20 protein-coding genes are annotated in these 16604 nt (G+C 73.2%); 10 read left to right on the forward strand and 10 right to left on the reverse strand.

The genetic code is table 11. The annotated features are described in order from the left end of the window. The first annotated feature begins 42 nt into the window (after positions 1 to 42). On the forward strand, positions 43 to 837 hold the full coding sequence (locus ACIA6A_RS19405) for an alpha/beta hydrolase (protein WP_396099084.1): 795 nt from the start codon (positions 43 to 45) through the stop codon (positions 835 to 837). 12 nt (positions 838 to 849) lie between these two features. On the opposite strand, the gene ACIA6A_RS19410 is transcribed toward ACIA6A_RS19405, so the two are convergent. Both ACIA6A_RS19410 and ACIA6A_RS19415 read right to left on the reverse strand, forming a co-directional pair. Beyond that, on the reverse strand, positions 850 to 2445 hold the full coding sequence (locus ACIA6A_RS19410) for a methyl-accepting chemotaxis protein (protein WP_396099085.1): 1596 nt from the start codon (positions 2443 to 2445) through the stop codon (positions 850 to 852). Between the two features lie 47 nt (positions 2446 to 2492). Then, entirely contained in the window at positions 2493 to 4136 is a 1644-nt protein-coding gene (locus ACIA6A_RS19415; RefSeq protein ID WP_396099086.1) for an ArnT family glycosyltransferase, read from the reverse strand. A gap of 92 nt (positions 4137 to 4228) precedes the next feature. Here ACIA6A_RS19415 and ACIA6A_RS19420 point away from each other — a divergent pair, with 92 nt between their 5' ends. Further along, on the forward strand, positions 4229 to 4498 hold the full coding sequence (locus ACIA6A_RS19420; RefSeq protein ID WP_396099088.1) for a DUF2277 domain-containing protein: 270 nt from the start codon (positions 4229 to 4231) through the stop codon (positions 4496 to 4498). Position 4499: 1 nt separating this feature from the next. Here the strand turns inward: ACIA6A_RS19420 and ACIA6A_RS19425 are convergent, their stop codons facing one another. Then, positions 4500 to 5327 carry a hypothetical protein gene (locus tag ACIA6A_RS19425; RefSeq protein WP_396099089.1) on the reverse strand — a complete coding sequence of 276 codons (828 nt, stop codon included), beginning with the start codon at positions 5325 to 5327 and terminating at the stop codon, positions 4500 to 4502. Between the two features lie 83 nt (positions 5328 to 5410). Between ACIA6A_RS19425 and ACIA6A_RS19430 the strand changes: the two genes are divergently transcribed. Continuing rightward, positions 5411 to 5773, forward strand: coding sequence for an ArsR/SmtB family transcription factor (locus ACIA6A_RS19430; RefSeq protein ID WP_396099090.1), 363 nt, complete (start codon positions 5411 to 5413; stop codon positions 5771 to 5773). Continuing rightward, positions 5770 to 6408: an SRPBCC family protein gene (locus ACIA6A_RS19435; protein ID WP_396099091.1), complete on the forward strand. Its 639-nt coding sequence runs from the start codon at positions 5770 to 5772 to the stop codon at positions 6406 to 6408. The genes ACIA6A_RS19430 and ACIA6A_RS19435 overlap by 4 nt, the downstream gene beginning before the upstream one ends. A gap of 36 nt (positions 6409 to 6444) precedes the next feature. Here ACIA6A_RS19435 and ACIA6A_RS19440 read toward each other — a convergent pair whose 3' ends face one another. From ACIA6A_RS19440 to ACIA6A_RS19460, 5 genes are all read right to left on the reverse strand, one after another. Further along, entirely contained in the window at positions 6445 to 7002 is a 558-nt protein-coding gene (locus ACIA6A_RS19440; protein WP_396099092.1) for a sigma-70 family RNA polymerase sigma factor, read from the reverse strand. Then, on the reverse strand, positions 6999 to 7742 hold the full coding sequence (locus ACIA6A_RS19445; RefSeq protein WP_396099093.1) for a YcnI family protein: 744 nt from the start codon (positions 7740 to 7742) through the stop codon (positions 6999 to 7001). The genes ACIA6A_RS19440 and ACIA6A_RS19445 overlap by 4 nt, the downstream gene beginning before the upstream one ends. A gap of 88 nt (positions 7743 to 7830) precedes the next feature. Then, positions 7831 to 9192 (reverse strand): sensor histidine kinase, encoded by a 1362-nt coding sequence (locus tag ACIA6A_RS19450; protein ID WP_396099094.1) that lies wholly within the window; start codon positions 9190 to 9192, stop codon positions 7831 to 7833. A 1-nt stretch (position 9193) separates the two neighbouring features. Next, positions 9194 to 9877 carry a response regulator transcription factor gene (locus ACIA6A_RS19455; RefSeq protein ID WP_396099095.1) on the reverse strand — a complete coding sequence of 228 codons (684 nt, stop codon included), beginning with the start codon at positions 9875 to 9877 and terminating at the stop codon, positions 9194 to 9196. 4 nt (positions 9878 to 9881) lie between these two features. Continuing rightward, positions 9882 to 10442 (reverse strand): TetR/AcrR family transcriptional regulator, encoded by a 561-nt coding sequence (locus ACIA6A_RS19460; protein WP_396099096.1) that lies wholly within the window; start codon positions 10440 to 10442, stop codon positions 9882 to 9884. A gap of 73 nt (positions 10443 to 10515) precedes the next feature. Here ACIA6A_RS19460 and ACIA6A_RS19465 point away from each other — a divergent pair, with 73 nt between their 5' ends. The 4 genes from ACIA6A_RS19465 to ACIA6A_RS19480 all read left to right on the forward strand — a co-directional run bounded on the left by ACIA6A_RS19465 (position 10516) and on the right by ACIA6A_RS19480 (position 14192). Beyond that, positions 10516 to 11211, forward strand: coding sequence for an SDR family oxidoreductase (locus ACIA6A_RS19465; protein WP_396099097.1), 696 nt, complete (start codon positions 10516 to 10518; stop codon positions 11209 to 11211). An 80-nt stretch (positions 11212 to 11291) separates the two neighbouring features. Continuing rightward, on the forward strand, positions 11292 to 12413 hold the full coding sequence (locus ACIA6A_RS19470) for an outer membrane lipoprotein carrier protein LolA (protein ID WP_396099098.1): 1122 nt from the start codon (positions 11292 to 11294) through the stop codon (positions 12411 to 12413). Then, positions 12410 to 13342, forward strand: a complete 933-nt coding sequence (locus tag ACIA6A_RS19475; protein ID WP_396099099.1) for an ATP-binding cassette domain-containing protein — start codon at positions 12410 to 12412, stop codon at positions 13340 to 13342. The genes ACIA6A_RS19470 and ACIA6A_RS19475 overlap by 4 nt, the downstream gene beginning before the upstream one ends. Beyond that, positions 13329 to 14192: an ABC transporter permease gene (locus tag ACIA6A_RS19480; protein WP_396099100.1), complete on the forward strand. Its 864-nt coding sequence runs from the start codon at positions 13329 to 13331 to the stop codon at positions 14190 to 14192. Before ACIA6A_RS19475 ends, ACIA6A_RS19480 begins: the two co-directional genes overlap by 14 nt. Before the next feature lie 13 nt (positions 14193 to 14205). Here ACIA6A_RS19480 and ACIA6A_RS19485 read toward each other — a convergent pair whose 3' ends face one another. Further along, a complete protein-coding gene (locus ACIA6A_RS19485; RefSeq protein WP_396099101.1) occupies positions 14206 to 14868 on the reverse strand; it encodes a pentapeptide repeat-containing protein in 663 nt (220 codons plus the stop codon). Between the two features lie 32 nt (positions 14869 to 14900). Continuing rightward, positions 14901 to 15419 (reverse strand): winged helix-turn-helix transcriptional regulator, encoded by a 519-nt coding sequence (locus ACIA6A_RS19490; RefSeq protein WP_396099102.1) that lies wholly within the window; start codon positions 15417 to 15419, stop codon positions 14901 to 14903. Positions 15420 to 15489: 70 nt separating this feature from the next. On the opposite strand from ACIA6A_RS19490, the gene ACIA6A_RS19495 reads away from it, so the two are divergent. Together ACIA6A_RS19495 and ACIA6A_RS19500 are read left to right on the forward strand one after the other, a co-directional pair. After that, on the forward strand, positions 15490 to 16086 hold the full coding sequence (locus tag ACIA6A_RS19495) for a dihydrofolate reductase family protein (protein WP_396099103.1): 597 nt from the start codon (positions 15490 to 15492) through the stop codon (positions 16084 to 16086). Next, a complete protein-coding gene (locus tag ACIA6A_RS19500; RefSeq protein WP_396099104.1) occupies positions 16083 to 16601 on the forward strand; it encodes a GNAT family N-acetyltransferase in 519 nt (172 codons plus the stop codon). The genes ACIA6A_RS19495 and ACIA6A_RS19500 overlap by 4 nt, the downstream gene beginning before the upstream one ends. The last annotated feature ends 3 nt before the right edge of the window (positions 16602 to 16604 follow it).

A 16604-nucleotide genomic window follows, 5' to 3' on the forward strand; every position in this document is an offset into this window, starting at 1 on the left:
GACGGATCCCGGCGTGATGACTGCGCGACGAGAGTTCCCGGCATGACTCAGCCGCGTACCCCGGTCCTGTTCATCCATGGTCTCTGGTTGCATGCCTCGTCGTGGGAACCGTGGGGCGAGTTGTTCGCCGCCGAGGGCTACACCCCGGTCGCGCCCGGCTGGCCCGGGGAGCCCGACACCGTGGCCGCCGCCCGCCGGGACCCCGCGGCCGTGGCCGGCGTCGGCATCGACGCCGTCACCGCCCACTACGCCGCCGTGATCGGCGCGCTACCGTCCCCGCCGATCCTCGTCGGACACTCGTTCGGTGGCCTGATCGTACAGAAACTGCTCGGTCAGGGCCTCGGCGCGGCCGGGGTCGCCATCGACCCGGCGCAGATCAAGGGCGTGAGGCCGTTGCCGTTCGCGCAGTTGCGCTCCGGTTTCCCGGTGCTGGGCAACCCCGCCAACAAGGGCCGGGCGGTCTCGCTCACCGCCGCCCAGTTCCGGTACGGCTTCGGCAACGCGATCACCGCCGAGGAGTCCCAGCAGCTGTACGACCGGTGGACCATCCCGTCGCCGGGCCGCCCGCTGTTCGAGGCGGCGTTCGCGAACGTCAGTCCGAACTCGCCCGCCGCCGTCGACACCGGTGCGGCCCGCGGCCCGCTGCTGCCCGTCTCGGGCCAGGAGGACCACACCGTCCCGGACGTGGTGACCCGGGCGACCTACAAGCTGTACGGCAACTCCACCTCGACCACCGACCTCAAGCAGTTCCCCGGCCGGGGCCACTCGCTGACCGTCGACTCCGGCTGGCGCGGCGTCGCCGACCACGTCCTGGGCTGGCTCCGCACCGCTGCCTAGGCATGCTCTCCGTCAGACCCGGAACGCGCCGACCATGCTCTGCAGCTCGCCGGACATCCGGGCCAGTTCGGTGGCCGCGCGCTGCGAGTCCGCGACGCCCTCGGTCGTCATCGTCGCCGCCGCCGCGAGCGTCTCGACGCCCCGGGCGATCTCGTTGATCCCACCGGCCGCCTCGCTGACCCCGCGGTTCATCTCACCGGTCGTCGCGGTCTGCTCCTCGACCGCCGCCGCGATCGTGGTCTGGTAGTCGCTGATCCGGGCCACGATCTCGCTGATCTCCCCGATCGCGGTGATCGCCGTCCCGGTGTCGTTCTGGATCGCGGTCACCCGGGCCCCGATGTCCTCGGTCGCCCGGGCGGTCTCCTGGGCCAGGTCCTTGACCTCACTGGCCACCACCGCGAAGCCCTTGCCCATCTCCCCGGCCCGGGCCGCCTCGATGGTGGCGTTGAGCGCGAGCAGGTTGGTCTGCTCCGCGATCGCGGTGATCAGCTTGATCACGTTGCCGATCTCGGCCGACGACACCCCCAGCTGCGACACCGTCTCGTTCGTGGTCTGCGCCATCGTCACCGCCTGCCCGGCGACCTCGGCGGCCTGGTTGGCGTTCTGCGCGATCTCGTGGATCGACGCGCCCATCTGCTCCGAGCCCGCCGACACGGTGTCGACGTTGCGGCTGACCTGCTCCGCGGCGGCCGCCACGGCACCGGCCTGGCTGCTCGCCTCCTCGGCGCTGCCGGCGATCTGCGAACTCGTGGCCTGCAGCTGCTCGGCCGCCGCGGCCAGCGAGTGCGCGGCGCCACCCAGCGCCCGGACCGTACCCTGCATGCTGCCGGTGGCCCGGTTGAGCGCACCCGCCATCGCACCGACCTCGTCGCCGGAGCGCACCGTGACCGACCCGGTGAGATCGCCGTCCGCGACCCGGCTCAGGGTCGCGGAGACCTCGCCGAGCGGCCGGGTGATGCGCCGTACGGTGATCATCCCCAGCCCGGCGGCGAGCACGACGCCGGCGACCAGGCAGGCCCAGACCAGGTTCCGGCTCGTACGGTACGTCGCGGCGGTGGCGGCGACCGCCTCGGCGGCACTCCTGGCCTCGAACGCCTCCAACGCGTCGAGGGCTACGTTGACCCGGTCCACGATCGGCGCGGCGCCGGTGTCGTAGGCCTTCTCGAACGCCGCGTTGTCACTGCTGGTCGCGGCCGGGATCAGCTGCCCGTCGCGCACCGTCGCGAAATCGTCCAGCGCCTGCGTGACCTGGTCGAGCGCGGCACGCTGGGTGGCGTCGACCCCGAGATCCGCGTACGCGGTCAGCTGCGCCCGCGCGGTCACGTCGTCGGCCAGCGCACCCTTGCGCCGCTGCTCGGTGTCCGCCGTGGTCGCGGCGATGTTCATCATCGACAGGTCGAAGATCTCGTCGTCGAACGCGCCCTGCGCCTCGGCGAGCGTGACCGAGGGCCGCAGGTTCCCCTCGTAGATCTCGCGGGCGTTGTCGTTCGCCCGGCTCAGCCCGATCAGCCCGAGGGCCGCGATGAGCCCCCCGGCCAGCAGGGCGACCGCCACCGCGAGCCCGATCTTGACACCGACCCGTAGGTTCCCGAACGCTCTGCCCACCACGGCTTCACTATGCGGCACGGATCCGCCACCACGAGGGCGTTTCCGCGCTACCGGCGGCGGTAGATGCTGATCGAGTGCCCGACCTCGTCGACCGGTTCGCCGCTGGTCGCGAGCAGCGCCTTCAGCGCCCCGGTGGCCTTCGCGACCGAGCTGTCCGAGACCACCAGCAGGCCGTGCACGTCGGCCGGCGGCACCCGCAGCGGGTTGCGGCCCTCGATCCCGTACGCCGAGGGCAGCCCGGCGCCCTTGTAGACCAGCCAGACCGGCTCGCCGGGGTACTCCGCGCGCAGGTGGTCGGCGAGGCGCCCGAGGTCCTGGCCCCAGTCGACGTTCGAGTCGTGCAGGTTGAGGTGCGTGTTCGCCGGCCCACCGAACGCCTCGTTCGAGTAGGGCAGGTAGTACGGGAACGTCCGCAGCGAACTGACCGCCACGAACACGACCAGCACCCCGGCGGCGAGCGGGGCCCACCTCCAGCGCAGCGTCACCACCCCGGCCGCGGCGACCGCCAGGAAGATCGGCAGGAAGATGGCGTAGCGGGTGCCGAAATCCCGGGCCCCGGTCATCGCCAGCGCCAGCAGCAACGCCGGCAGCACCAGCACGTACAGCGCGGCGGGGCGCAGCCGCGGCACCACGAGCACCGAGACGACCCCGGCCACCCACAGCACCAGCATGCCGAGCGGCGTCTTCACCAGCAGCGCCGCGGGCAGGTAATACCAGAGCGAGCCCTCGTAACGCTGCCCGAACAGGAACCCGCTGAACGTCGAGTCCTCGAACCCGAATTGGATCCGCATGCCGTCGCGGTAGGGCTCGGGCAGCGGCAACAGGTTCACGAACAGCCCGCGCAACCCGTGGACCTGCGGCATGCCGATCGGCTCGAGGAAGCGCAGCCGCGGGTCGACGGCCAGGTAGGTGAGCCACACGACGGCCACGGCGACGACCGCCACCCCGACCGTGATGCCCGCGGCCCGCGGCCACCCCCGCTTCCGCACCGCCAGAAATGCCAGGACCATGACGACGGGTACGGCGGGAAGCACGCTCATCCGGGTACCGATGGCAGCGCCCAGCGCGACCCCGGCCAGCCCCAGCCACAGCACCGGCCGCGTGCTCCGGGCCCGCCACGTCAGCCACACCGCGGTCAGCAGGAACCCGATCGCGGGCACGTCGAGCGTGGCGAGCGAACCGTGCGTGACGACGTCCGGCGAGAACGCGTACAGCCCGAGCGCGACCAGCCCCCCGCCCGGCCCGGTCAGATCCCGCGCGAACAGGAACACCACCAGGCCGAACAGCAGCGTGAGCAGAATGATCGGAAACCGGGCCCAGAACATCATCTCGTACGGGTCGTTGCCCGCCTGATACAGCACGTGCCGACCCAGCGCGCTCTGGTCGCCCCGGAACGCGGGATCGAGCCTCGGCTGCACCACGGCCAGCCCGGCCGCCATGATCAGCTTGCCGAGCGGCGGATGCTCCGGGTTGTAGCGCAGGCTGTGCTGTTCGAGGTAGGTGACCGCGGTGCCGACGTACACCGGCTCGTCGATCGTCGGCGTCTGCTGCACCGCGGTGATGATCATGACCGCCGCCATCTGCCCCAGCAGCACGAGCACGAGCAGCGCCACCACCCACCGCCGCCGCCCCGGGGACCGCCCGCCGGCGGTGGGCACATCGGTCACAGGCTCCTGAAGCTCCACGGTCACCGGGCGAACCTACCCGCCCCGCCCTCCGACGTCCCTGGCACAGTCGGCCCGGCCCGCCGGCTGCCGCCCGGCTGAGGGTTTACGCTCGGGTCATGTGCCGAAACATCCGTCAGCTGCACAACTTCGAGCCGCCCGCGACGCCCGGCGAGGTGCAGGCGGCCGCGCTGCAGTACGTCCGCAAGGTGGGCGGGGCGGCGAAGCCCTCGCAGCGCAACCAGGCCGCCTACGACCGGGCCGTCGCGGCGGTGGCCGCGGCGACGACCGCGTTGCTCGAGGAGCTGGTCACCGCCGCACCGCCGAAGGACCGCGAGGTGGAGGCCGCCAAGGCCCGCGAACGCTCCCGGGAACGGTACGCGTCCTGACTCACCCGACGCCCAGCGTCGCGTTCCTCAGGGTCAGGTACCACGCCGAGTCGGTGAACCCGGGCCCGGTCTCCTCGCCGATGTAGGCGTCGATGTGCCGGCTGCCGCCCAGCCCGGGCGTGAACTCGTCGGTGACCTCCCACCGGGCGTCCCGCAACGCGGCACAGACCTCGGCGGCCGGGCGTGAGCCGTCGTCGGCGGTGCCGCAGCCGGTGATCCGGAAGCGGGTGCCCCGGACCAGCACCCCCGGGTCGGCGGCGGCCGAGGCGAACGCCCGCAGCGCGTGCCCGGCGGTGTCGCGGGGCGCGGTGTCGAGCCAGTACCCGGTGTCGTAGGACCAGTTCAGGTACGTCCCGTCGGCCGTGCGCCCGGTGCCCTCCTCCTCGACCGCGGCGACAAAATCCTCCGGGTACGCCCCCAGGTCGTCGTCACCGTTGGCACAGCTGATCGTCGGGCACCCGGTCACCGTCGTCTCCGCCCCGTCATGGAACTTCTCCACCGCCGTGTAGTAGACGGTCACCTCCCACCCCCGGCTCACGGTCACGGCCGGCTCCGGCACCGGGGTGGTCGCCGCCGACGTGGCCGCGGGAGAGGTCTCCGCCGGATAGGTCGCCGCGGAACTCGCCGAGGGTGACGGCAGCACAGCGGAGGGCGACCCGGCCGCTGCCGGTGGCCGCGGGTCCGGATCGCCACACCCCGCCGGCATGCCCAGACACACCGCAAGACAGACCATCCGCAGCCAGACCGTCCCGGCCATGCGCAGTCCGGCCATGCGCAGCCCGGCCACCCACGGCCGGGGCGCCGGGGGTCGGGGGCCGGCTGGTCGCATGGGTTCAGCCTGGCAGGGACGGCTGCGACCCGCCGGGGATTAAGACATCGCTTATATAAGTGTGGCCTGATATCGTGGCGTCCGTGCACGCGTTCGATGTGCTCGGCGACCCCGTGCGGCGCCGGATCCTGGAGCTGCTGGCCGGCGGTGAGCAGGCTTCCGGGGCCGTCACCGAGGTCGTCCGGGCCGAGTTCGGGATCTCCCAGCCGGCGGTCTCCCAGCACCTGAAAGTGTTGCGGGACAACGGTTTCGCCACCGTGCGGGCCGACGGGGCGCGGCGGCTCTACGCGGTGGACGACACCGCGCTGCGCGAGGCCGACGTGTGGCTGGGGCGGTTCCGGCGGTTCTGGGCGCCGCACCTCGACGCGATGGCCACCGAGGTGGCCCGTGGTAAACGACAACGCCGTCTCGCAGCGGCGGACAACGAACCGGGAGATCCCGCATGACCGATGTGAAGCAGCAGGTCAACGCCGTCCGGCGCACACTCGGCGACCGTACCCTCGAGGCCGGGCAGGCCCGGGTCGTGACCCTGAGCCAGGTCTACGACACCGGCCTCGATGATCTGTGGGACGTGGTCACCAGCGCCGAGCGGATCCCGCGCTGGTTCCTGCCCGTCTCCGGCGACCTGGTGCAGGGCGGCCGGTTCCAGTTCGAGGGCAACGCCGGTGGCACGATCACCAGCTGCGACAAGCCGAACGGGTATGCCGCGACGTGGGAGATGGGCGACCAGATCAGCTGGGTCGAGGTGCGGCTGGTCCCGGAGGGTGCCGGCCGGACCCGGTTCGAGCTGGAGCATGTCGCCCCGGTCGCCGCCGAGCTGTGGGACCTGTACGGTCCGGCCGCGGTCGGCATGGGCTGGGACTCGGGCTTCCTCGGTCTGGCCAACTATCTGTCCGGCGACCCCGCCGCGGAGCTCGACCCGAGGGTGGCCATGGCCTGGGTCGCCACCGCGCAGGGCAAGGAGTTCATGCGGCTGACCGCCGACGCGTGGGCCGCGGCCGCGATCGCCTACGGTGACGACCCGGAGGCCGCCCGGGCCAGCGCCGGGCGGACCTACGAGGCGTACACCGCGACCGAGTAGGCCGGGGCCGGCGGGCGGGAGCCCGTCGGCGAGCGGCTAAACCACCCGGCGGTCGTGGCCGGACTCGGCCAGGGTGACCATGAGCTGTTCGCGGGCCCGGGCCACCCGGGAGCGGATCGTGCCCACCGGGCAGTCGCAGACCTCGGCCGCCTCCGCGTACGAGAGTCCCAGCAGCTGGGTGGCGACGAACGCCTCCCGCCGCTCCGGGGCGAGACCGGCGAGCAGGTCGCGCAGGGCGACGTCCTCCTCGAAGCGGGGCCGGTCCGCGGCGGTGGCGGCGTCGGCCGCGCTCTGCCAGTCCTCGACCGTCGCGGTGCGGGGCCGGGTGACCGCCGCCCGGACGTGGTCGGCGGCGACCCGGCGGGCGATGGTGAACAACCAGGTGCGGGCGGTGGAGCGGCCCGCGAAACCCGGCAGGCTGCGCAGCGCCCGCAGGTAGGTCTCCTGGGTGAGGTCCTCGATGTCGCCGGGACCGGCCAGGTGCCGCAGGAAGCGCCAGACCTGACGCTGGGTGGCCCGGATGAACGCCGCCGCCGCGTCCGCGTCGCCGCGGCCGGCGGCCAGCGCCCACCGGGTCACCTCGTCGTCGGTCACTCCGCCTTGGTCGGGGCGGCGGGGGTGGCGACCGGGGCGGTGGTGGCTCCCGAGCGGCGGTACGCGAGCAGCCCGAGCACCAGGCCCGCGAGGCCGAGCACGATGCCGGCGATGCCGAATCCGGTGCCGTTGCCGTCGCCCTCGTCGTCGGCGGCCGAGGCGTCCACGGTCGGGCCGGTGGCCGCGGCGGGGGCGTCGGTGGCGGCGGCCGGGGTGAGCTTGAGGACCGGGGCCGGCTTCTCGGGCTCGGTGCCGTCGGTGGTGGGCTCGTCGATCCAGCGCACGATCGTGCCGTCGGAGTAGGTCTGCAGCGCCTTGAAGACCACCTGGCCGGTCTCGGGCAGCGGGCCGACCGACACGTCGAACTCCTGGAACTGGCCCGGCTTGATCGCCGCGTCCCCGGTCGCCGTCCAGGTGATCTTGTTGACCGCCTCGGTCAGCGGCGCGCCGTGCACCTCGACCGGGGTAGCCAGTTTCGCCTTCTCGGCGACCACGGTCCAGCCGGCGACCGGCTTGAGCGACACCGACGCGAGCGGGGTGTCGGTGGGCAGGTTGACCTCGACCTTGGTGGTGTTCGCGGTGTCCATCTCGTTCGGCACGCGGAACGTGACCTTCGCGTAGCCGCCCTGGGTGGCCGTGCCGGGGTTGACGGTCACGTGCGCGGACGCGGGAACGGCAAGGGCGAGGGTGAACGCGGCGACGGTCGCGCCGATCACACCCGAACGCTTCAGCAGGGACATCTCAGACCTTCCACTCGGATCCACCCGGCGGCGGCGCCGGGCTCGGAGCATTGGTCGATGCCCGGGCGCGGAAAGTTCCCGCGACTTCCTACAACCTTGCCGGCAGGCGGACCTCGGCGCGCAGACCGGGCGGCGGGACCGTGCCGCGCAGCGCGACCGTCCCGTGGTGGCGGCGCACCAGTTCCCGCACGATGGCCAGGCCGAGCCCCGAGCCACCGGCGTCACGGGCCCGGGCGTCGTCGAGGCGGGTGAAGCGGTCGAAGACCCGGTCCCGGTCGGCCGCGGGGATGCCCGGGCCGTCGTCGGTCACCGCGATCTTGCGGTACGCCCCGTCGGGCGCGACGGTGAGCCGTACCGCCCGGGCCGCGTGCCTCGTCGCGTTGTCCAGCAGGTTCGCCACCACCCGGGCGAGCGCGTCGCGGTCCCCGGCGACCAGCAGCGGCACCGCGGGGCGCTCGTACTCGACGTCCGGGTAGCGGGCCGCGACCTCGCCGAGCAGCTGCCCGAGCTCGATCTCCTCGGTGCGCGGTGCCGGCGCCCGGGTCGTCGCGTCGTCCGCGCGGGCCAGCAGCAGCAGGTCGTCGACCAGCCGGCTGAGCCGTTCGACGTCGGTGAGCACGTCCGCGGACAGCGCGAGCCAGTCGGTGGTGTCCGGCAGCAGTTGCGCGACCTCCAGCTCGGTGCGCATGTTGGTCAGCGGGCTGCGCAGCTCGTGCGCCGCGTCCGCGACGAACGAGCGCTGCCGCGCCCGGGCCGCCTCCAGGCGGTGCAGCATGTCGTTGAGGGTGACGGCCAGGCGGTGCACCTCGTCGCCGGAGTCGGGTACGGGCAACCGTCCCGGCCGCGCCCCGCCGGTGATCTCCTCGGCGCCCGCGCGCAGCGACTCGACCGGGCGCAACGCCGCGCCGAGCAGCCGCCACGACACCAGCGCGAGCAGCGCCACCAGCGGCGGGAACGTCACCAGCAGCGCGGTGCGCAGCAGGTGCACGCTCTGCGCGAGGTCCCCGGCCGGGCGGGCGACGAGCACGGTCACCCGCCGGCCGGCCGGGCCGGCGGCGACGGCGACCACGCGCACCCGGCCCTCGAGACCGATCCGGGCCCCGGGGATGTACGTGCCGTCCCGGTCGGCCAGTTCCGCACGCTCACGGTCGTACAGGATGGGGGTCAGCCGGTCGGCACCCAGCGAGCCGGCCAGGATCTTGTCGTTCGCGTCGACCACCTGCACGCGTACCGTCGGGGCGACCGGGATGACCTCGGACAGCGACCCGGAATTCACCAGGCCGGCCACCGCGGTGGCGGTCTCGAGGGCCTCGGTGTTGGCGGTGCGCAGCAGCGCGAAGTGCATGGTGGCGACCAGCACCGCACCGCCGCCGGCCAGCCCGACGACGAGGGTGACGACCGAGACGAGCAGCAGCCGCGCCCGCAGGCTGAGCCGGCGCAACCAGCCCATGTCAGGTCCCGGGCGGGGGTGACGGCACGGCGGCGGCCAGGCGGTAACCGGCGCCCCGGACCGTCTCCAGGCGCTCCCGGCCGATCTTGCGGCGCAGGTAGCCGGCGTAGACCTCGACGGCGTTGGCGGCGGTCTCGAACGCCGCGTCCCACACGTGGTCGAGCAGCTCGGTCTTGGACACCACCTCGCCGGGCCGGGAGATGAGGTATTCCAGCAGCGCGAACTCCCGCGCGGTCAGCACGACCTCGGCACCGGCGACGGTCACCCGGCGCTCGGCGGGATCGAGCTCGACGTCACCGTGGCGCAGCACGACCGGGCGCGACGGGCTGCCCCGGCGCAGCAGCGCGCGCAGCCGGGCGAGCAGGACGACGTACGAGAAGGGCTTGGTCAGGTAGTCGTCGGCACCGCAGTCGAGCCCGTCGGCCTGGTCGTACTCCCCGTCCTTGGCCGACAGCATGAGCACCGGCAGCCATTTGCGCTCGGCCCGCAGCTGCCGCACGACCCGGTAACCGGAGAGCCTGGGCAGCATGACGTCGAGGATCATCGCGTCGTAGTCGCCGTGCCGGGCGAGCTCGAGCCCGTCCTGCCCGTCGGCCGCGACGTCGACGGCGAATCCCTCGGCCTGCAGCCCTCGCCGCAGCGCGGCCGCCAGCCGCTCCTCGTCCTCCACCACCAGAACTCGCACCCGTCTACCTTGGCACGCCGGCCCCAGGGGCACGCAAACCGTCCATGACCACGTCGAGCAGGTGCCGGGCGCGCGACTCCCACCCGTCGTTGTCGAGCCGCCACAGGAACCCGACGAGCAGCAGCACGTCGTCGGCGGTCACGTCGGCGCGCAGGTCGCCGGTCGCGGCGCCGGCGTCCAGCAGCAGCGTGATGGCCGCGGTCACCCGGGGGTAGTAGTCACCGGAGATCTCGGCCCGGGTGGCGGCGTGCACGGCCTCCGCGACCCCGTGCTTGATCCTCCCGTACGACGCCAGCCGGTCGAACCACAGCCGTAGCGCCGCGACCGGCGGGTGCGCGGCGAGCAGCGCGGGGGCGGCGTCGATGAGCTCCACGACGTCCTCGCGGTAGGCGGCCAGCAGCAGCGCCTCCCGGGTCGGGAAGTGCCGGTAGAGCGTGCCCTGCCCGACACCGGCCTGTTTCGCGATCGACTGCAGGGTCGCGTCGCTGCGCTCGGTGAGGGCCGCGCGGGCCACCTCCAGGAGCCGCCCACGGTTGAGTTCGGCGTCGGCGCGCGGTGGTGTCATGACTCTCCCTGGCTAAGTGGACACGTGTCCGCTAACGTTGCGGACAGCTGTCCGGTTAATCATAGGAGACCTCATGAAGATCATCGCTATCACCGGCGCGAGCAGTGGCATCGGCGCGGCCACCGCACTGCGGCTGGCCGCTTCCGGAGCCGCCGTCGTGCTCGGCGCCCGCCGCGAGGACCGCCTCGCCGATCTCGCCGGACGCATCACCGACGCCGGGGGCCAGGTCGCGTGGTCGCGAACCGACGTGCGCCGCCGCGACGACCTCACCGCGCTGGTCGGCCTCGCCCAGGAGCGCTTCGGCCGCCTCGACGTGCTGGTCGCCAACGCGGGCGTCGCGACCGTCGCACCGGTCGACGACCTCGGTGTCGACGACTGGGAAGACATGATCGACGTCAACATCAAAGGTTTCGTGTACGGCGTGGCGGCCGCCCTGCCGGTCTTCCGCGCCCAGGGCAGCGGCCACTTCGTCACCGTCGTGTCCACCTCCGGCCTGAGGATCGTCCCCGGTCAGGTCGTGTACGCCGGCACCAAGAACGCGGTCCGCACGATGAGCGAGGGCCTGCGCCAGGAGATGGGCCCGGCGATCCGCGTCACCGCGGTCTCCCCCGGTGTCACCGACACCGATTTCGTGCCCGCCGCAGCCACCGGGTGGAAGTCCATCGCCATGGAGGCCGACGCCATCGCCCGGGCCGTCGCGTTCGCGATCGATCAACCCGCCGACGTCGACGTCAACGAGATCGTGGTCCGCCCGACAGCTCAGGGGTGAGACCCTTAGGGGGCCTTCTCAGCGGCGTCACAGGCGGCCGGGAGCACGATGGCGGCACAACAACACGGGAGGTGGACATCGTGAGTGTCTTCAGGACGAGGCCGGCGCTGCGCTGGCTCGTACCGGCCGCTGCTGCGGTCGTCGTCATCGGGGGCGGTGCGGCGGCGGGAACGATCGCGGCCAGCGCGGACCCCACACTGCCCGAGCGCAGCGCCGCCCAGCTGCTGGTCGACGTGCAGAACGCCAAGGTCGACGGACTGTCCGGCACCGTCGTGCAGACCGCCGACCTGGGCCTGCCCGCTCTGCCCGGGCTCACCGGGGGCGGCGCCGGGGGCGCCGAGCTGATGAACCTCGTCGCCGGCAGCAACACCGCCCGGGTCTGGTACGCCGGGCAGGACAAGGTGCGCCTCGCGCTGCTGGGCACGCTCGGCGAGACCGACGTGATCCGCAACGGCTCCGACGTGTGGCTGTGGCGCAGCTCCGGCAACACCGCGGCGCACTACACGCTGCCCGCGCAGGCCCTCGGGGGCCGGAAGCAGACGACGCTGCCGCAGGGCGTGCCGTCGACCCCGCAGGAAGCCGCCGACGCGGCCCTCGCCGCGATCGACCCGACCACCGCGATCACCACGACCGGGGCCGCCCGGGTGGCCGGCCGCGACGCGTACGAGCTGGTCCTCACGCCGCGCGACACCGCGTCGCTGGTCGGGCAGGTGCGCCTCGCGATCGACGGCGAGAAGCACATCCCGCTCGGTGTCGACGTGTACGCCAAGGACGCCGACAGCCCGGCCGTACGCATCGCGTTCCAGCAGGTCAGCTTCGAGACGCCGGACCCGGAGCAGTTCGTCTTCAACGCCCCGCCCGGCACCGAGGTGACCGAGCAGGCCGCACCGGCGGACGCCGGCCAGGCCCCGCGGTCCCACCAGGGCAAGCCCTCGGCGCCGCCGGCCGGCACCAAGGTCGTCGGCACGGGCTGGACCTCGGTCCTCGTGGCCACCCTGCCCAAGGACGACGCCAAGACCGGCGGCAAGACCGGCGCCGCGCAGCTCGACGCCGTCACCGGGGCCCTGCCCGAGGTGAGCGGCGCGTGGGGCAGCGGTCGCCTGCTGCAGAGCGCGCTGTTCAGCGCCCTGCTCACCGACGACGGCCGGATCCTCGTCGGTGCGGTCGCCCCGGAGAAGCTGTACGAGGCAGCGGGTAGATGACCGACCTCGCGGTCGCCTCGCACGGGCTGACCAAGCGGTTCGGCGGCCAGGTCGCGGTGGACACCGTCGACCTGGCCGTCCCCCGTGGCTCGGTGTACGGCTTCCTCGGCCCCAACGGCTCCGGCAAGACGACCACGATCCGCATGCTGCTCGGGCTGATCACCCCCAGCTCGGGCGGCCACACCCTGCTCGGCGAGCGGATGCCGGACCACGCCGCGGCGGTCCTGCCGCGGGTCGGCGCGCTGGTCGAGGGGCCGGGCTTCCACCCGTACCTGTCGGCCCGGGACAACCTGCGCCGCGTCGACGCGGCCGACCGGACCGCCGCGGGCCGGACCGCGGACGCCCGTATCGCCACCGCGCTGGACCGGGTGGGGTTGTCCGCGGCGGCCGGCAAACGGTTCCGGACCTACTCGCTCGGCATGAAGCAGCGACTGGCCCTCGCGGCGGCCCTGCTCACCCCCCGCGACCTGCTCATCCTCGACGAACCGACCAACGGGCTCGACCCGCAGGGCACCCGTGAGGTGCGCACCCTGATCGGCACGCTGGCGGCGGAGGGCGCGACCGTCATGCTCAGCACCCATCTGCTGGCCGAGGTCGAACAGGTCTGCACCCACGTCGGCGTCATGCACCGCGGCGCACTCGTCGCCCAGCAGCGGCTCGGTGACCTGCGGGCAGACGCCGAGCCCCGGGCCCGGGTGCTCACCGACCAGCCGGCCGCGGCCGCCACGGTCCTGCGCGCCCTGGGCCTCACCGGCCTCACCGAGACCGCGGCGGAGGCCTCCGGCCGGCTCGGCACGGTGGCCCCGGAGAAGGTGGTGGCGACCCTGGTCCACGACGGCGTCCCGGTGCGCGGCTTCACCGTCCAGGCGCCCAGCCTCGAGGACGTGTTCGTGCACCTGACCGGACAGGGTTTCGATGTCTCCGGCTGAACCCGCCCCGCCCGTGGTGCGGGGCCGGTTCTCCGCCCGCTTCCTCGCCTCGGAGCTGCGCCTCATCGCCGCCCGCCGCCGCAACCAGGCCGGGCTCGCCGCCCTGGCCGCGGTGCCCGTCGTGCTGGCCGTGGCGATCAAGGTGGCCGCGCCGGACCGGCAGGGTGGTCCCGGGGCGGGCCCGGACTTCTTCGCCCAGATCGCCGGCAACGGTTTCTTCGTCGCCCTGGCCGGGCTGAGCGTGGAGCTCACGCTGTTCCTCCCGATCGCCGTCGCCATGCTGTGCGGCGACGCGGTGGCCGGTGAGGCCAGCCAGGGCACATTGCGGTATCTGCTGACGGTCCCGGTCGGCCGGATCCGGCTGCTGGCGGTCAAGTACGCCGGGATCCTGCTCGGCGCGTTCCTCGCCCCGCTGGTGGTGGCGGCCTCGGGCGTCGTCTCCGGCCTGCTCCTGTTCGGCGGCGGTGACGTGACCACCCTCTCGGGGAGCCGGATCGGTCTCGGCGCGGCGCTGCTCAGGCTGCTAGCCGTCTGCGTGTACCTCGGGGTGTGCCTGGCCGCCCTGGGGGCCGTCGGCCTGTTCCTGTCGACGCTGACCGAGCAGCCCATGGGTGCGACGATCGCGCTGACCATGCTCACGGTGGCGAGTTTCGTGCTCGGGCAGGTCCCCCAGCTCGACTGGCTCCACCCGTACCTGCTGACCCAGCACTGGCGCGATTTCGGCGAGCTGCTGCGCGACCCGGTCTCGCTGGGCGCCCTGCGGCCTGGCCTGCTCACCGCCCTCGCCTACATCGTGGTGTTCCTGTCGGCGGCCTGGGCCCGGTTCGCCGGGCGCGACGTCACCAGCTGAGTCACCGTGCGGCTCAGCCGCGCCCCTTGTCCCGGACCACGAGGCCCATCGCCCGGGCCAGCGCGGGCGCGGCCTCGGCCAGCTGGTCGTGGTCGATCAGCGCCCCGCGCAGGTCGTCCCATCCCTGGGCGATGTCGAGCTCCCGGGCGCCGCGGAAATCCAGTTTCTGCACGACGGCCTTGCCGAACCGGGCCCGCCGGATCGCCGAGCCGGGGAACGTCACCCCGGCCAGGGTCGCGCCACCGAAGTCGACCTCGGACAGGTCGCAGTCGCGGAACTCGACGTTCTGCAGCCGTACGCTGCGCAGGTTGAGACTGTCGATCTTGCAGCCCCGCACCACCACCCGGCGCCACCCGCCGCCGAACGCCTCCACCCCGGCCAGCACCCCGTCGAGCACCGTGACGTCCATCAGGTCCGCGCGGGCCCAGCTGGTGCCGATCCACCGGCTCCGCGCGATCCACACGTCGCTGAAGCTCACCCGGCCGAAGTCGCCGCCGGTGAAGGTCATCCCGGTCAGCGCGCTCTGCGCGAACCGGGCGCCACCGGCCTCGGCCCCGTCGATCTCGGCGGCGTCGAGGTGCACCTCGGTGTAGTCGCCGTCGCGTTCGAGCTCCCCGGTGAGGGGCCGCAGGAACCGGGCGTACGGCAACGATGCGAGATCCTGGGCCACGGGCATGCCGGTGAGGATATCGGCCGGGCCGGGCCCGCTCACGGCCGCGTCACGGGGCCCCGCTCCCGGGCGGCGACCTCGGCGAGGTAGGCACCGGTCAGCCGGGTGAGCACCGATGCCGTGCCCGGCGGACGGGCAACGCCCAGGTGGAGCTCGCGCAGCTCGGCCATGAACTCCTCCCACAGCGCGGGGCCACCGCGTTCCAGCAGCTCCGCGCGGACGGCCAGCTCGGGGGTGACCGGCAGGTGCCGCCGGCCCCAGGCCCCCAGGTGGGCGAGCACCGGCACGAGCTGGATCGCCGGCTCGGTCAGGCTCAGCAGGATCCGCTGCTTGTGGCCCGGGTCCGGGGCGGAGGTGAGCATGCCCTGCGCGGTGAGCCGCCGCAGCCGGTCGGCGAGGATGTTCGAGGCGATGCCCTCCTCGGACCGGGTGAGCAGCGCCCGGAAGTGCCGCCGGTCGCCGAACATCATGTCGCGGATGATCAGCAGCGACCATGTGTCGCCGAGCACCTCGAGCGACAGGTTGATCGGGCATCCCGACCGATGGTCGTCGTCCACCGCACCCCTTCCACCGCATCACCCCTACACCACTTGCACATTACAACCGGTTGTCGGTACGGTCCAAATCATGACATACGTGACCTGTGACCTGGCCGTCTCGGTGGACGGCTTCTCGTCGGGGCCCCGCCAGCGGCTCGACCGGCCGTTCGGTGACGGCGCCGTCGACGTGCTGACCCGCTGGATGATCGAGACGCCCGACGAGAACAAGGCGGAACTCGACGCGATCACCGCGGCGGACGCCTTCATCATGGGCCGCAACATGTTCAGCCCCGGGCGCGGCGAGTGGGACCCGGAGTGGACCGGGTGGTGGGGCGAGGACCCGCCGTACCACAAGCCGGTCTTCGTCCTCACCCATCACGAGCGCGACAGTCTCGAGATGCGGGGCGGCACCACGTTCCACTTCGTCACCGGCGGGGTCGAGGACGCGTTCGGCCGCGCCCGTGAGGTCGCCGGCGACGGCCGCGTCTCGATCGCCGGCGGTGCCACCACGATCAACCAGTTCCTCACCGCGGGCCTCATCGACGAGCTGCGGCTGCACGTCGCCCCGGTCACGCTCGGCACCGGCGACCGCCTGTTCGACGGCGTGCCCCCGCTGACGCTGGAGCAGATCTCCGGGCGCACCGCCTCGCTCGTCTCCCACGTCACCTACCGGGTGGTCCGATGACGGTGATCAGGCGCGGGACGGCCGATGACGTGGCCGCGGTGCTGCACCTGCTGGACGGGGCCACCGCGTGGCTGGTCTCGCAGGGCCGGACCGGTCAGTGGGGCACCGCGCGGCAGTCGGACTCCCCGCGGCGGATCAGGCAGGTCGAGGGGTACGTCGCCATGGACGGCCTGTGGATCGCCACGACCGGGGAGGAGCCCGGCGACGAGGTGGTCGGTGCCCTCGCCGTGGGCCCGGCGCTGCCCACGATGCCGGCCGCCGGGGAACCGGAGGTCTTCGTACGGCTCCTGGTCACCGACCGGTCCCGCAAGGGCCGGGGCATCGGGCGGGAGCTGCTGGAGCACGCGCGCCGGATCGCCCGGGAGTCCGGCGTGTCACTGGTGCGGGTGGACTGCTTCGCCGGCGGTGACGGGAAACTGGTCGGCTACTACGAGAGCCAGGGCTTCACGCGTACGCATTCCCTCGATGTCGACGGCTGGCCCGCGCAGGTGCTGGAGCAACGCCTGTCCGCGTGACGT

Source organism: Actinoplanes sp. NPDC051494 (genome assembly GCF_044454705.1).
In the GTDB taxonomy this organism is placed as follows: Bacteria; Actinomycetota; Actinomycetes; order Mycobacteriales; family Micromonosporaceae; genus Actinoplanes.

Coding starts and splice junctions, on each gene's coding strand:
- ACIA6A_RS19405 (WP_396099084.1), top strand. CDS start 43: ATGACTCAGCCGCGTACCCCGGTCCTGTTCATCCATGGTCTCTGGTTG.
- ACIA6A_RS19420 (WP_396099088.1), top strand. CDS start 4,229: ATGTGCCGAAACATCCGTCAGCTGCACAACTTCGAGCCGCCCGCGACG.
- ACIA6A_RS19425 (WP_396099089.1), bottom strand. CDS start 5,327: ATGCGACCAGCCGGCCCCCGACCCCCGGCGCCCCGGCCGTGGGTGGCC.
- ACIA6A_RS19435 (WP_396099091.1), top strand. CDS start 5,770: ATGACCGATGTGAAGCAGCAGGTCAACGCCGTCCGGCGCACACTCGGC.
- ACIA6A_RS19445 (WP_396099093.1), bottom strand. CDS start 7,742: ATGTCCCTGCTGAAGCGTTCGGGTGTGATCGGCGCGACCGTCGCCGCG.
- ACIA6A_RS19450 (WP_396099094.1), bottom strand. CDS start 9,192: ATGGGCTGGTTGCGCCGGCTCAGCCTGCGGGCGCGGCTGCTGCTCGTC.
- ACIA6A_RS19460 (WP_396099096.1), bottom strand. CDS start 10,442: ATGACACCACCGCGCGCCGACGCCGAACTCAACCGTGGGCGGCTCCTG.
- ACIA6A_RS19465 (WP_396099097.1), top strand. CDS start 10,516: ATGAAGATCATCGCTATCACCGGCGCGAGCAGTGGCATCGGCGCGGCC.
- ACIA6A_RS19475 (WP_396099099.1), top strand. CDS start 12,410: ATGACCGACCTCGCGGTCGCCTCGCACGGGCTGACCAAGCGGTTCGGC.
- ACIA6A_RS19480 (WP_396099100.1), top strand. CDS start 13,329: ATGTCTCCGGCTGAACCCGCCCCGCCCGTGGTGCGGGGCCGGTTCTCC.
- ACIA6A_RS19485 (WP_396099101.1), bottom strand. CDS start 14,868: ATGCCCGTGGCCCAGGATCTCGCATCGTTGCCGTACGCCCGGTTCCTG.
- ACIA6A_RS19495 (WP_396099103.1), top strand. CDS start 15,490: ATGACATACGTGACCTGTGACCTGGCCGTCTCGGTGGACGGCTTCTCG.
- ACIA6A_RS19500 (WP_396099104.1), top strand. CDS start 16,083: ATGACGGTGATCAGGCGCGGGACGGCCGATGACGTGGCCGCGGTGCTG.